The organism is Nocardiopsis oceani (assembly GCF_054777395.1).
Genome location: NZ_BAAHAR010000038.1, coordinates 61,597 through 75,236, shown reverse-complemented (window position 1 = coordinate 75,236; position 13,640 = coordinate 61,597). Strand labels below are relative to the sequence as shown.

The following is a 13,640-nucleotide window of genomic DNA, read 5'->3' as shown; positions in this document are numbered from 1 at the left end:
CCGGTGGGTCGGGGTCAGAGCCCGTGGGCGGCGTTCTCCGGGTCGCGGCGCAGCGGGGAGGGTGCGTCGAGACGGGCCTCGGGCACCACAGCGGACGGGGCGGCCGCGGTCGAGCCCCGGACGACCAGCTCCGGGTCGAAGACGTACTCGGCGTGCGAGACGGGGTGCCCGGCGATCTCGTCGCACAGGGCCCGCACGGCGGCCATGGCCATCGGGGTGATGGGCTGGCGGACGGTGGTGAGCGGCGGATCGGTGAAGGCGATGAGCTGGGAGTCGTCGTAGCCGACCACGGAGAAGTCCTGGGGTACGCGCAGGCCGCGCTGGCGGGCCGCTCGGATGGCGCCGAGGGCCATGATGTCGGACCCGCAGACCATGGCGGTGACCCCGCGCTCGATGAGGCGCGTGGCGGCGGCGTGTCCGCCCTCCACGCCGAACAGGGAGAGTTCGACGAGGCCGTCGGCGTCGAGGCCGTGCTCGGTGAGGGCCTGGTGGAACCCGTCGAGCTTGCGGCGGACCGGGACGTAGCGCTCGGGCCCGCTGGTGAAGCCGATGCGGGTGTGTCCGAGCGCCGCCAGGTGGTTGACGGCCAGGCGCCCGGCCTCGCGGTCGTCTGCGGAGATGAACGCGGCCGGGATCGACTCGGTGTAGCCGTTGACCAGCACGATCGGCAGGCGCCGGGAGACCAGGGCCTGGTAGCGCTCGTGCGAGGCGGAGGTGTCGGCGTGCTTGCCCGAGATGAAGAGGATGCCGGAGACGTTGCGCTCCAGCAGCAGTTCGACGTACTCGTCCTCCGATATCCCGCCCGGGGTCTGGGTGCAGAGCACCGGCGTGTAGCCGCGCTGGGCGAGCGCACCCTCGGCGGCCTGGGCGAACATCGGGAAGACCGGGTTGTCCAGCTCGGGGATCACCATGCCGACCAGGCCCGCTGAGCGCTGTCGCAACCGGGCGGGGCGTTCGTATCCCAACACGTCGAGGGCGGTCAGGACGGCTTTGCGGGTTTCGCTGCCGACTCCGGGTTTGTCGTTGAGCACCCGCGAGACGGTCGCCTCACTGACGCCTGCGTGCCGCGCGATGTCGGCAAGTCGTGGACCCATAAGGGCAACTCTAGTCGAGATCGTCGTCACACGGACGAAAGTTGGCGGTAATCTTGCGCAAGAACTTGCAGACGCGACAAGGAAGGACCCCCGCTGATGAAGCACGAGTCGCAATGGTGGCGTGAGGCCGCCATCTACCAGATCTACGTGCGTAGCTTCGCCGACTCCAACGGGGACGGGGAGGGCGACCTGACGGGGATCCGCGAGCGCCTCCCCCACCTCGCCGAACTCGGTGTGGACGCGATCTGGCTCACGCCCTTCTACGTTTCGCCCCTCGCCGACGGCGGTTACGACGTCGCCGACTACCGGGACGTGGACCCGCGATTCGGGACGCTCGAGGACTTCGACGCCCTCCTGGCCGCCGCCCACGATCTGGGCATCCGCGTGATCATCGACGTGGTCCCCAACCACTCCTCCTCCGCGCACCGCTGGTTCCGCGAGGCCGTGGCGGCCGAGCCGGGCAGCGCCGCCCGCTCCCGCTACATCTTCCGGGACGGCAAGGGCCCGGGCGGCGACGAGCCGCCCAACAACTGGAAGTCCATCTTCGGCGGCCCGGCCTGGACCCGCCTCAAGACCGCCGACGGCACACCCGAGCAGTGGTACCTGCACCTGTTCGACCCCGAGCAGCCCGACTTCGACTGGACCAACCAGGAGGTGCACGACGAGTTCGACGACGTCCTGCGCTTCTGGCTGGACCGGGGCGTCGACGGGTTCCGGATCGACGTCGCCCACGGCATGGTCAAGGACCCGGCCCTGCCGGACATCGACGACGGCGCCAAGGCCGACCTGCTCGACGGCAGCACGTCCCTGCCCTACTTCGACCAGGACGGCGTCCACGACATCTACCGCCGCTGGTCGGGCATTGCCGCGAGCTACCCGGGCAACCGGACACTGGTGGCCGAGGCCTGGGTGGAGGACGCCGAGCGGGTGGCGCGCTACCTGCGCCCGGACGAGCTGCACCAGGCGTTCAACTTCGAATACCTCACCGCTCCGTGGGACGCGGCGCGCCTGCGCACGGTGATCGACGGTTCCCTGGCGGCCAACGGTGCGGTGGGCGCGGCCACCACCTGGGTGCTCTCCAACCACGACGTCACCCGGCACGTCACCCGCTTCGGCGGCGGAGAGCAGGGGCTGCGCCGGGCGCGGGCCGCCACGCTGCTCATGCTCGGCCTGCCCGGTTCGGTCTACCTCTACCAGGGAGAGGAGCTGGGCCTTCCCGAGGTCACCGACCTGCCGGAGGACACACTCCAGGACCCGACCTGGGAGCGCTCGGGCCACACCGACCGCGGCCGTGACGGCTGCCGCGTCCCGCTTCCGTGGGAGGGCCAGACCGCCCCGTTCGGGTTCGGCCCCGAGGGCAGCACGCCGTGGCTTCCGGTACCCGACGAGTGGGCGGGCCTGTCCCGCGCCGCTCAGCGCGCGGTGGCGGGTTCGACCCTGGACCTGTACACCACCGCGCTCGGCCTGCGCCGTGACCTCGACGCCCTTGGCGACGGTTCCATGACCTGGCTCGACTCGCCCGAAGGCGTTCTGTACTTCGAGCGTGAGCCGGGTGTGCGGGTCGCGGTGAACACGACCGAGGCACCGGTGGAGTTGGCCGCCGGGCCGAACGCCTCCAGCGAGGTTCTGGTCGCGAGCGGCCCCGGAGCCGAACTCACCACGGACACGCTGTCCCTGCCCGCCGAGACCGCGGTGTGGCTGCGGGCGTAACACGCGTCCCTGACGCGGGCGCCGGGCTGACTCGATCCCCGGCGCCCGTGCACCACCCACCCCACCCCACCCCCTACCCCGTATCTCTCTTCCATCCGCGGGGCACACCCCACCCGCCCCCAGGCCCCGCCAGTCACGCTTGGAGACCATCGTGAGGTCCCTTCTTCCCCTGTGCGCGAGTGGGCTGGTGCTCGTCCTGACCGCCTGCTCGACCGCCGACGAACCCGTGGACAAGCGCTTCACCGAACCGCTCACCATCTGGGCCGACGAGGACCGCGCCCTGGCCATGCAGACCTTCGCCGAGGCCTTCACCCGCGGTTCCGACCGCGAGGTGGAGGTGATCGTGGTGGAGCACGAGGAGCTGCGCGCCAGTTTCCTGACCACGCACGCCAGCGGCATCGGCCCGGACATCCTCGTGGGCCCGCACGACTGGACCGGAGAGCTGGCGCTGGCCGAGGCCATCTCCCCGGTCGGCCTGTCCGAGGACGACGCCGACGCCTTCGCCCCCGGCGCTCTGGAGGCGGTCACCTACGACGGCGAGGTGTACGGCGTCCCCTACGCCACCGAGAACCTGGCGCTGTTCCGCAACACCGACCTCGTAGCGGACGAGCCGGGCTCCGTGGAGGACCTCGTGGAGGCCGGCACGGACCTGGTGGACTCCGGCACCGTCGACCAGGCGCTGAGCCTGCAGATGGGTGACGAGGGCGACGCATACCACATCCACCCGTTCTTCACCTCGGCCGGCGGATACCTGTTCGGCGAGGACGCCTCCGGCGACCCCGATCCCACGGACCTCGGGGTGGCGGCAGCGGAGTCGGTGGAGGCCTTCGAGCTCCTGGCCGAGCTCGGTGAGGACGGTTCGGGAGTACTCACCCGCAGCACGGACCCCGACAACGCGACCGACCTGTTCGCCTCCGGCGCGGCCCCGTTCCTGGTCAGCGGACCTTGGAGCGTACCGGCTGCGCAGGACGCGGAGCTGTCGTACGAGGTCAGCTCGATCCCTGGGTTCGCCGACGGCGACGCCGCGCGGTCCCTGCTCGGTGTGCAGACCTTCTTCATCGCCTCGGGCACCGAGGACCCGGACCTGGCCGCGGACTTCGCGGGGACCTTCGTCTCCGACCCCGAGTTCTCGGTGATCCTGCACGAGGCCGACCCCCGCGTGCCCGCCCTGGCGGACGCCCTGGAGGTGGTCGCCGAGCACGACCCGGACATGGACGCGTTCCAGCAGGCGGGTGAGGGCGGCCTGCCGATGCCCGCGATCCCGGAGATGGAGTCGGTGTGGAGCCCGTTCTCCCAGGCCACCGCAGATATCGTCGGCGGCGCCGACCCCTCCCAGGCGCTGGCCGAGGCGGAGCGGCAGATCATCGACGGCTTCGACGACTGAACTCCGCCCGTCTCGCTGGAGTGGGTGTTCCCCGGCCCCGCCTCTCGGGCAGTACGTCCGGGAGGCGGGCAAGACCGAGGGCGGCAGCCAGGGCAAGGCCGGGTCAAGGGCCGAACGAACACGGTTTTCTTGCTTTGGGTAGTCGCCCTGGAACCCTGGGTCAGGAATCACCCATCCGTTTCCAGGGTGTTTCCACATCTTTACCCCCAGGGACTGCAAAGCCTTTCAAAGACTGCAAGTTATTGCTAACGTCACATCACCAAGCATGCCCGCAACGGACCCGGGTCCTCCGGTGAACCGCATGCACGACCTTCAACAGGCCTCCCGGAAGGAAGACACCATGAGATCCCGCAGCGCTTCAGCGGTCGCCGGTATCGCCGCGATCGCGCTTATGGCGACCGCCTGCAACGGCGACAGCGACAACGGAGGCGACGAGGGCTCGGCCGAGGGCACGCTCGTCATCTGGTCCGACCCCGAACGGGCCGACGCCATCGAGGATTCGGCCGCCGAGTTCGCCGAGGCCAACGGCATCGAGGTCGACGTACAAAACGTCTCCTTCGACGACATCCAGGGCGACCTGGTCAACGCCCACCAGGCGGGCAACGCCCCCGACATCTTCATCGGTGCGCACGACTGGACCGGCAACCTCATGCGCAACGGCGCCGTCCAGCCCGTAGAGCTCCCGGCCGACCGCGCGGAAGCGCTCGACGAGACCGCCATCGACGCGATGTCGCTGGAGGGCCAGCTGCTGGGTGTGCCCTACGCCCAGGAGAACATCTTCCTGATGCGCAACACCGAGATGGCGCCCGACGCCCCCGAGACGTTCGAGGAGCTCGTCGAGGTCGGCACCGAACTCCAGGACGACGGCGAGGTCGACGAGGTCCTGGCCATGGCCGTGGACCAGGAGGGCGACCCGTTCCGGATGAACGCCCTCATGAGATCGGCCGGCGGTTACCTGTTCGGGCAGGACGGGGAAGGCGACTGGGACCCGGAGGACCTCGGGGTCGGCAGCGACGAAACCATCGAGGCGATGGAGACGATCGCCGAGTACGGCGAGGAAGGCGAGGGCGTACTCCGCCGCACCATCACCGTCGAGAACGAGGCCGCCCTCTTCACCGACGGCGAGGCCCCCTTCTTCGTGGCCGGCCCGTGGAACGTCGGTGACATCAACGCCTCCGACATCGACTACGAGATCAGCGCCATCCCCGGTTTCGAGGGCATGGACCCGGCCTCTCCCTACATCGGCTACCAGTCCTTCTTCGTCACCGAGGGCAGCGCCAACAGCGCCCTCGCCGAGGAGTTCGTGGTCAACCACGTCACCGACACCGACTTCATCCTGGACCTCTACGAGGCCGACCCCCGCACGCCCGTTCAGGTCGAGGCCCTGGAGAGCGTCTCCGAGGACGACCCCAACATCGCCGTGATGGCCGAGACCGCCGAGGCCGGCGTCGCCATGCCGAACATCCCCGAGATGGGTGAGACCTGGGAGCCGCTGGGCGTGGCCCAGGCCCAGATCATCGGCGGCGCGGACGCCCGCGAGTCGCTGGAGACCGCCCACGAGACCATCGCCGAGCGGATCGGCTCCGAGTAGTGGCAGTCAACCGAAATGGCGCGGGCGCCCCCGAGAAAGGGGCGTCCGCCCGTCCATCACTGCCGGGAGGACGTTTCTCCGGCAACGGCTCCCTCCTCGGCCAGCTGGTCAAGATCGGCCTCCTCGGGTTGTTCACCGGTTTGGGCATCTGGGCGATCCTGCCCCTGTACATGGCGGGGAACTGGTGGGGAATCGGCCTGGCGGTGGCCGTGATGGCCCTCGTCTACTGGGTCTACCTGTCGAAGCGCACCGTCCCGGCCAAGTACCTGGTCCCCGGCGTCCTGTTCCTGATGGCCTTCCAGATCTTCCCGGTGCTCTACACGATGAGCACGTCGATGACCAACATGAGCGACGGTCACCGGGGCGCCAAGGAACAGGCCATCGCCTCCATCGAGGCGTACTCGGTGGTCCGGGACGACGACTCCCCCGAGTACGTGCTCACCGTGGCCACCACCGGAGACCCCGAGACCGGTGACCTGGTCTTCCTGCTCACCGACTCCGAGGACAACGCCTACGCGGGCACCGAGGAAGGGGTGAGCGAGCTCCCCGGTGCCGACGTCGACCAAGCGGGCAAGGTCACCGACGCCTTCGGCTACACCATCCTCACGCCCAACGAGGTCAACGCCCGCAGCGACGACCTCCAGGCCTTCGCCGTGCCCACGGACGACGGGGCGGGGATCCGCTCCAGCGGCCTCTCCAGCGCCTTCGAGGGCAACGCGCAGCGCGTCTACGACGAGGCCTGCGACTGTGTGGAGGACATCGAGACCGGCGAGGTCTACTACGCGGACGACGATCGCGGCGCCTTCTACAACGAGGACGGCGAGCGCCTGCCCCAGGGCTGGCAGGTCGGGGTCGGCTTCGACAACTTCATGCGGTTCCTGATCGACCCGGCCTTCGCCGCCTCGTTCTTCGGCACCCTGGTCTGGAACATCGCCTTCGCCGCCTCGGTCACGTTCCTGGTGTTCGTGCTCGGCCTCGCGATCGCGCTCACCCTGCACGTACCGAAGATGCGCGGCAAGGTGGTGTACCGGATCCTGGTGGTCCTGCCGTACGCCATGAGCTCACTGGCCATGTACCTGCTGTGGCGGGACATGTTCAACGCGGACTTCGGCCTGTTCAACCGGATGCTCGGCTTGCAGGTCGACTGGCTGGGGGACGTGTGGGCGGCCCGCGCCGCGGTGGTCCTCGCCAACGTGTGGCTGGGCTATCCGTACATGTTCCTGGTCGCCACGGGTGCCCTCCAAGCCATCCCGCGCGAACTCGGACAGGCCGCCCAGCTGGACGGCGCGGGACCGTGGCAGGCGTTCCGGTACGTCACCCTGCCCCTGCTCATGGTCGCGATGGCGCCGATCCTCATCGCCACGTTCGCGTTCAACTTCAACAACTTCAACGCGGTGTGGCTCCTCACCCGAGGCGGGCCGTTCGGTGCGGAGGGCACCGGCGCCGGCGGCGCCACCGACCTGCTCATCACCTACACCTACCGGCTGGCGTTCAGTGAGGCCACGGCCCAGTACGGGTACGCGGCGGCGCTGTCCGTGATGATCTTCCTCATCGTCTCGGTCCTCTCGGTGGTCAGCCTGAGCAGGACCAAAGCCCTGCAGGAGGTGGACCGATGACCGGTACTGACGTCGCCGTGAGGCCCGTCTACCAGCGTTCCAGCGGGCTCAGGGCCAGCCTGTGGCTCACCCGCCTGGGGTGGCGGCACGCGGTCATGTGGGTTGCCGTGGCCTTCGCGGTCTTCCCCGTCCTGTTCGTCGTCTCCGCGGCGATCAACCCCGTCGGTACGCTCAGCAGTTCCCAGCTGATACCCACCGGGGCCAGCCTCGACAACGCCCGGGACCTGTTCCAGAACACCCCGTTCACCACCTGGTACTCGAACTCGTTGTTCTTCGCCCTGACCAACGCGGCCGTCACCGTGTTGCTCTCGGCACTGGCGGCGTACGCGTTCAGCCGGATGCGCTTCAAGGGGCGCAGGGTGGGCCTGATCGGGCTCCTGGTCATCCAGATGTTCCCGCAGTTCCTGGCGATCGTCGCCATCTATCTGATGTTCTCCAACATCGGGGACGTCTACCCGGCGCTCGGTTTCGACACCCGGTGGGGGCTGCTGCTCGTCTACCTCGGCGGGGCCCTGAGCATCAACACCTGGTTGATGAAGGGCTTCTTCGACACGGTGCCGAAGGAGCTCGACGAGTCGGCCCAGATGGACGGGGCCACGCACGCGCAGGTGTTCTTCCGCATCATGCTGCCGCTGGTCACCCCGGTGCTGGCGATCGTGGCGCTGCTGGTGTTCATCAGCACGATCAACGAGTTCCTGATGGCCAGCGTGTTCTTGCGGGACACCGGTTCCCAGACCCTGGGCTTGGGCCTGTACCAACTGGTGGACTCGCAGCGCAACGCCAACTTCGGGATGTTCGCGGTGGGTGCGCTGATGCTCTCCCTGCCCACGCTGATCGTGTTCTGGTTCCTCCAGCGCTACATCAGCGAGGGCCTGACCGCCGGGGCGGTCAAGGGCTAGCGGCTGGCAGGGTCCGAACAACCAAGGAGGGGCGCTCCCGTGCGGGGGCGCCCCTCCTTCGGCCGCTCCGGGGTCAGGCTCGGAACTACTTCTTCTTCTTGTCCTCGGCGCTGCCGCCGTCGGTGGACAGGGCGGAGATGAAGGCTTCCTGGGGCACCTCGACGCGGCCGACCATCTTCATGCGCTTCTTGCCCTCCTTCTGCTTCTCGAGCAGCTTGCGCTTACGGCTGATGTCGCCGCCGTAGCACTTGGAGAGCACGTCCTTGCGGATCGCGCGGATGTTCTCACGGGCGATGATCCGGGCCCCGATGGCGGCCTGGACCGGCACCTCGAACTGCTGCCTGGGGATGAGCTCACGCAGCTTCTTGGTCATCTCGACGCCGTACGCGTACGCCTTCTCCTTGTGGACGATCGCGGAGAAGGCGTCGACGGGCTCGCCCTGCAGGAGGATGTCGACCTTGACCAGGTCCGCCTCCTGCTCGCCGATGGGATCGTAGTCCAGGGAGGCGAAGCCCTTGGTGCGGGACTTGAGCGCGTCGAAGAAGTCGAAGACGATCTCGGCCATGGGGAGCGTGTACCGCATCTCCACGCGGTCCTCGGACAGGTAGTCCATGCCCTGGAGCTCGCCGCGGCGGTCCTGGCACAGCTCCATGATCTGGCCGATGTAGTCGGCGGGGCTGAGCAGGGTGGCCTTGACCATCGGTTCGTGGATCGAGTCGATCTTCCCGGTGGGGAACTCGCTGGGGTTGGTCACCACGTGCTCGGCGCCGTCCTCCATGTCCACGCGGTAGATCACGTTGGGCGCGGTCGAGATGAGCTCGAGGTTGAACTCGCGCTCGAGGCGTGCCCTGGTGATCTCCAGATGGAGCAGGCCGAGGAAGCCGCAGCGGAAACCGAAGCCCAGGGCCGCGGAGGTCTCCGGCTCGAACGCCAGGGAGGCGTCGTTGAGCTGGAGCTTCTCCAAGGCGTCGCGGAGCACCGGGTAGTCGGTGCCGTCGATCGGGTACAGGCCCGAGAACACCATGGGCTTGGGTTCCTGGTACCCGGGGAGCATCTCCTTGGCGGACTTGTTCAGGGTGGTGATGGTGTCACCGACCTTGGACTGGCGCACGTCCTTCACACCGGTGATGATGTAGCCGACCTCGCCCACGGCGAGACCCTTGCTCTTGGTCGGCTCCGGCGAGCTGACCCCGATCTCCAGGATCTCGTGTGAGGCCTTGGTGGACATCATCTGGATGCGCTCGCGGGGGCTGAGCTTGCCGTCCACGACCCGCACGTAGGTGACCACGCCGCGGTAGGTGTCGTAGACCGAGTCGAAGATCATCGCGCGGGCGGGGGCGTTCTCCTCGCCGACCGGCGGCGGGATCTGGTTGACGATCTCGTTGAGGAGCTCCTCGACGCCCTCGCCGGTCTTGGCGCTCACCTTGAGCACGTCGGAGGGCTCACAGCCGATGATCCCGGCGAGCTCCTCCGCGTACTTCTCGGGCTGGGCAGCGGGAAGGTCGATCTTGTTGAGCACCGGGATGATGTGGAGGTCGTTCTCCAGCGCCATGTACAGGTTGGCGAGGGTCTGGGCCTCGATGCCCTGTGCCGCGTCGACCAGCAGGATCGCGCCCTCACAGGCCGCGAGGGACCGCGAGACTTCGTACGTGAAGTCGACGTGGCCGGGGGTGTCGATGAGGTCGAGCGTGTACGACTGGTCGTCCAGCGCGGTGAACGGGATCCGCACCGCCTGCGACTTGATCGTGATGCCGCGCTCGCGCTCGATGTCCATGCGGTCCAGGTACTGGGCGCGCATCTGACGGTCCTCGACGACCCCGGTGATCTGGAGCATCCGGTCGGCCAGCGTCGACTTGCCATGGTCGATGTGCGCGATGATGCAGAAGTTGCGGATCAGCGCGGGATCGGTCCAGTTCGGCTGTGCCACCGTGCTCCGTTCACAGGGTTGGGTCCGGGTCGTGTGCGCCTGTGGTGGCGCTGCCCCGCCGGGGCGTGGCCCACGGCATCGTCCATCATCCCATGCCGCCGGTGGCGCCCTCACCGGCTGAGGCCGGTGCGGATACGGCAGTATGGGCGCCAACGCGTGGGACTTGTGTCCAGATTATGCGACCCGGTACCGGGAACGGCCGGTGCGGGGAGCGGACGGAGAACGGGTGGCGTACGGGTGAAGTGGTTTCTGAAGCGTTTGCTGGCCGGGGTGGCTGCGATCCTGCTCGTGTTCGCGGGCGCGAGCGCCCTGCTGGCCTACCAGTACTCGGGGACCCCCGAGGAGTGGGCGGCCTCGCAGGAAGCGGACGCCGCCTGGGTGGGTTCGTGGGACGACACGGACGCACTGGAGGAGCTACTGGGCACCGGCGGTGTGGACACGCTGTACGTGTACGCCGGCGAGGTGGACCCGGCCGGGAACGTGGACCGGGAGCCGGACACCGACGCGTTCCTGTCGTGGCTGGCGGCCGACTTCCCCGAGGTGCGCGCACTCGCGTGGCTTCGGCACGAGGAGTCGGGTTCGTCACTGATCCGGGACCGTTTCGAGTCCGCAGAGCGTGCGACCTTGGTGCCGCAGGTCGCGGAGGTGGGCACGGACGGCTTCGACGGGGTGCACCTGGAGGTCCGCCCGGTGACGGTGAACGATCCGTCGATGCCCGCGCTGGTGGATGAGCTCCGGGAGGAGCTGGGCGAGGACCCGGTGCTGTCGGTGCAGGCACACCACGTGGAGCTGATGCCGGGCGGCCGGGTGCCGTCGTTCGTGACCGGAGGCGAGGAGAAGTACTGGTCCAAGGGATACTTGGAGCGGGTCACCGAGCACGCGGACGAGGTCGTCCTTCCGGGTGTGGACGCGGGCATGCCCGTTGCGGGGATGTACGGCGGTTTCATGGTCCGGCAGGTGACCGAGTCAGTGTCGGCGCTGCGCACCCGCGACGACGTCACGGTCCGGTTCGGGATCCCGGCCTACAGCAGTGAGCGGTGGGGGCCGGACCGGGGCAACGAGACCTCGTTGACCGCGATCGCCGCCGTACGGCTGGGGGTGTCCCAGGCGGAGGCCCCGGAGACGATGGCGCTGGGTGTGGCCCTGTACCTCGTGGACGAGGCCGAGCAGGGCGACCTGGCCGCCTACCGGACGGCCTGGCAGGCCCCGTAGGGGCCGGGCGTGCGACTCCTCGGCGGAACACGGGGCCGTGGTCCCGAGTGGTCCGTCGGGTACGGCATACTGGGGAGTCCGTGTCTCGGACTTCCACGTTCGAATTTGAGCCCTGTGGACTCACACACACCCTGCGTCGGCGCCCACGCAGGCCGCTCATGGATCGGCTGCCCATGAGTTGAGCCGCCTGTTCGACCGGCGCGATGATCAAAGTAACTGGAGCACGTTTTCGCATGGCGAACATCAAGTCGCAGAAGAAGCGCATTCTGCAGAACGAGAAGGCTCGTGTCCGCAACCAGGCGGTGCGCTCTTCGCTGAAGACGGCCATCCGGAATTTCCGCGTGGCCGCTGACGCCGGGAACGTCGAGCAGGCCACCGTGGCACAGCGTGAGGCCGCTCGCGCCCTGGACAAGGCCAGCAGCAAGAACATCATCCACAAGAACCAGGCCGCGAACCGCAAGAGCGCGATCGCCAAGCGCCTGGACCAGCTGCAGAGCGCCTGAGGTCAGAGCGCGGCAGCATCCCGCTCCGGCTGAGGCCGGAAGCGGCACGGCTTTCGAGGGTCCGTTCCCGTTTCGGGACCGGGCCCTCTTGCTGTCTCCGGGCCCGCCCCACCGGTGCCCGCGATGGCAACCCCGACGGCACGTTATCCACAGGCGCGCAACCGCCCGGTGACAGAGCGTTGCTCGCTCTCTAGCGTTGATGTCATGACCGCTCCGCGCCGGTCACGGCGCCACTCTCCCGTGTCTGCCCCCGAAGAACGACTCCGCGCGCTCGGCCTGGACCGCTCCCCCGCAGCCCGTCGACTGCGCGCCCGGATCCCACGCCCCGCCGTCGGCGCTCTCACCGCGGCCGACCCCCGGCTGAGCGCCCAACCGCACCCCGGGGCGGCCGTCCCCAGGGCCCCCTACGCGGCCGAAGAGGCCACCACCCCCTACCGGCCCGAGCAGCCCCGGGTGGCCGGACCCGCGCGCCGGGGCCGTGCAGGTCGGCCTGGAGCACTCTGGTCGGGCACCCTCCGCTCGGAGGAGCACGCCGAGGGCCGGACGCGGGTGGTGGGGCGCGTGTCCGGGACCGTGGCCTGGCCCGAGCGGGACCCGGAAGACACTCTCACCCCACCCGCGGCACGACCGCGCCCGGCCGAACCGCCCCGAGCCGAGCCCGCTTCGGGTGCAACAGCCTCGCCAGGCATGTCGTCCTCCACGCCTACCGGCGCCCCGGAGAGCGGCCCCTGGCGGGAACGGGTTCCCCGGGGCACGGGTTCGACGGGCTCCGCTGCCCCGACCGGTCCGGCGACCGGTTCGGCGGCCGGGCCGGGGGGAGCCTCGCCCTACCGTCAGCCACCGGAAGAGCCCTGGGAGGCTTCAGAAGAGCCAGCGGAGACCTCGGACGCGTCCCCGTCGACAGAAGGGGACGAGGACGGGGGCGGAGGAGTGGACACGGCCGGGCGGCACCGGCTCCGCCGCGCCCGACCGCCCTCCGGATACACGGAGTTGGACCCCGAGGAACCCGTTTCGGTCCTGGACCGGGTGGCGCACTCGTGGGGCGCCAACACCTCCCTGTCCCGGCGGTCGGTGGTGACCCTGGCGGTACTGGGCCTGCTCGCGATAGCCGCCGCGGTCCTGCTGCTCCGCGAACGACCCAACGACGTGGTCGACCCCGAACTGGTTACCCAGGCCGCCCCGGCGGGCGAGGAGGGTGACGGCGCCACCGCGGACGGCGGGGATGGCGCGGGCGGTGCAGAAGAGGGCTCGGTGGAGGCAGATCCAGAGCCGGACGCGGACGTGGTGGTGCACGTCGGAGGCGAGGTCTCCGATCCCGGGCTGTACACGATGCCCGCCGGCTCACGGGTGGCCGACGCCGTGGAGGAGGCGGGTGGCCCCCTCCCGGAAGCGGACCTGGACCTGCTCAACCTGGCCCGGCCGCTGACCGACGGCGAGCACCTCCTCGTGGGCCTGCCCCAACCGGAGGGCTCGGGGGGCGACCCTTCGGGTACCGGTGGCGAAGGGCAGCCGGTCAACATCAACCTGGCCGACCAGGCCGAGCTGGAGACCCTGCCCGGGATCGGGGAGGCCAAGGCCCAGGCGATCCTCAGCCACCGGGAGTCACTCGGCGGTTCCTTCGCCGATGTGGACGACCTCCTGGGCGTGGACGGGATCGCGGAGAAGTCGCTGCAGACGCTCGAACCGCACGTGACGGTGGGGTGA

At 69.3% G+C, this 13,640-nt stretch carries 10 protein-coding genes; 8 read left to right on the top strand and 2 right to left on the bottom strand.

From position 1 onward, the window contains the following. Positions 1–14: 14 nt before the first annotated feature. Positions 15–1,094 (bottom strand): LacI family DNA-binding transcriptional regulator, encoded by a 1,080-nt coding sequence (locus ACYVDG_RS22430; RefSeq protein ID WP_460757124.1) that lies wholly within the window; start codon positions 1,092–1,094, stop codon positions 15–17. 96 nt (positions 1,095–1,190) lie between these two features. Between ACYVDG_RS22430 and ACYVDG_RS22425 the strand changes: the two genes are divergently transcribed. From ACYVDG_RS22425 to ACYVDG_RS22405, 5 genes are all read left to right on the top strand, one after another. Next, complete coding sequence (locus tag ACYVDG_RS22425) at positions 1,191–2,804, top strand: glycoside hydrolase family 13 protein (RefSeq protein WP_460757122.1); 1,614 nt, start codon at positions 1,191–1,193, stop codon at positions 2,802–2,804. Between the two features lie 151 nt (positions 2,805–2,955). Next, entirely contained in the window at positions 2,956–4,188 is a 1,233-nt protein-coding gene (locus tag ACYVDG_RS22420; protein WP_460757119.1) for a sugar ABC transporter substrate-binding protein, read from the top strand. A gap of 340 nt (positions 4,189–4,528) precedes the next feature. Continuing rightward, entirely contained in the window at positions 4,529–5,779 is a 1,251-nt protein-coding gene (locus tag ACYVDG_RS22415) for a sugar ABC transporter substrate-binding protein (protein ID WP_460757117.1), read from the top strand. After that, positions 5,779–7,395, top strand: coding sequence for an ABC transporter permease subunit (locus ACYVDG_RS22410; RefSeq protein ID WP_460757114.1), 1,617 nt, complete (start codon positions 5,779–5,781; stop codon positions 7,393–7,395). The genes ACYVDG_RS22415 and ACYVDG_RS22410 overlap by 1 nt, the downstream gene beginning before the upstream one ends. Further along, on the top strand, positions 7,392–8,294 hold the full coding sequence (locus ACYVDG_RS22405) for a sugar ABC transporter permease (protein ID WP_460757109.1): 903 nt from the start codon (positions 7,392–7,394) through the stop codon (positions 8,292–8,294). The genes ACYVDG_RS22410 and ACYVDG_RS22405 overlap by 4 nt, the downstream gene beginning before the upstream one ends. 85 nt (positions 8,295–8,379) lie before the next feature. On the opposite strand, the gene lepA is transcribed toward ACYVDG_RS22405, so the two are convergent. Then, complete coding sequence (gene lepA, locus ACYVDG_RS22400) at positions 8,380–10,221, bottom strand: translation elongation factor 4 (protein ID WP_460757105.1); 1,842 nt, start codon at positions 10,219–10,221, stop codon at positions 8,380–8,382. Between the two features lie 237 nt (positions 10,222–10,458). Between lepA and ACYVDG_RS22395 the strand changes: the two genes are divergently transcribed. The 3 genes from ACYVDG_RS22395 to ACYVDG_RS22385 all read left to right on the top strand — a co-directional run bounded on the left by ACYVDG_RS22395 (position 10,459) and on the right by ACYVDG_RS22385 (position 13,640). Next, positions 10,459–11,433, top strand: a complete 975-nt coding sequence (locus ACYVDG_RS22395; protein ID WP_460757100.1) for a hypothetical protein — start codon at positions 10,459–10,461, stop codon at positions 11,431–11,433. 233 nt (positions 11,434–11,666) lie between these two features. Continuing rightward, the gene (rpsT, locus tag ACYVDG_RS22390) at positions 11,667–11,936 is read left to right on the top strand and encodes a 30S ribosomal protein S20 (protein WP_460757097.1); all 270 of its coding nucleotides are present in this window, start codon (positions 11,667–11,669) and stop codon (positions 11,934–11,936) included. A 204-nt stretch (positions 11,937–12,140) separates the two neighbouring features. After that, positions 12,141–13,640, top strand: a complete 1,500-nt coding sequence (locus tag ACYVDG_RS22385; RefSeq protein WP_460757092.1) for a helix-hairpin-helix domain-containing protein — start codon at positions 12,141–12,143, stop codon at positions 13,638–13,640.

What these genes read in the sequence shown, in the direction of transcription:
- ACYVDG_RS22415 (WP_460757117.1), top strand. Translation starts at nt 4,529, where the DNA reads ATGAGATCCCGCAGCGCTTCAGCGGTCGCCGGTATCGCCGCGATCGCG.
- ACYVDG_RS22385 (WP_460757092.1), top strand. Translation starts at nt 12,141, where the DNA reads ATGACCGCTCCGCGCCGGTCACGGCGCCACTCTCCCGTGTCTGCCCCC.
- ACYVDG_RS22405 (WP_460757109.1), top strand. Translation starts at nt 7,392, where the DNA reads ATGACCGGTACTGACGTCGCCGTGAGGCCCGTCTACCAGCGTTCCAGC.
- ACYVDG_RS22425 (WP_460757122.1), top strand. Translation starts at nt 1,191, where the DNA reads ATGAAGCACGAGTCGCAATGGTGGCGTGAGGCCGCCATCTACCAGATC.
- ACYVDG_RS22430 (WP_460757124.1), bottom strand. Translation starts at nt 1,094, where the DNA reads ATGGGTCCACGACTTGCCGACATCGCGCGGCACGCAGGCGTCAGTGAG.
- rpsT (WP_460757097.1), top strand. Translation starts at nt 11,667, where the DNA reads ATGGCGAACATCAAGTCGCAGAAGAAGCGCATTCTGCAGAACGAGAAG.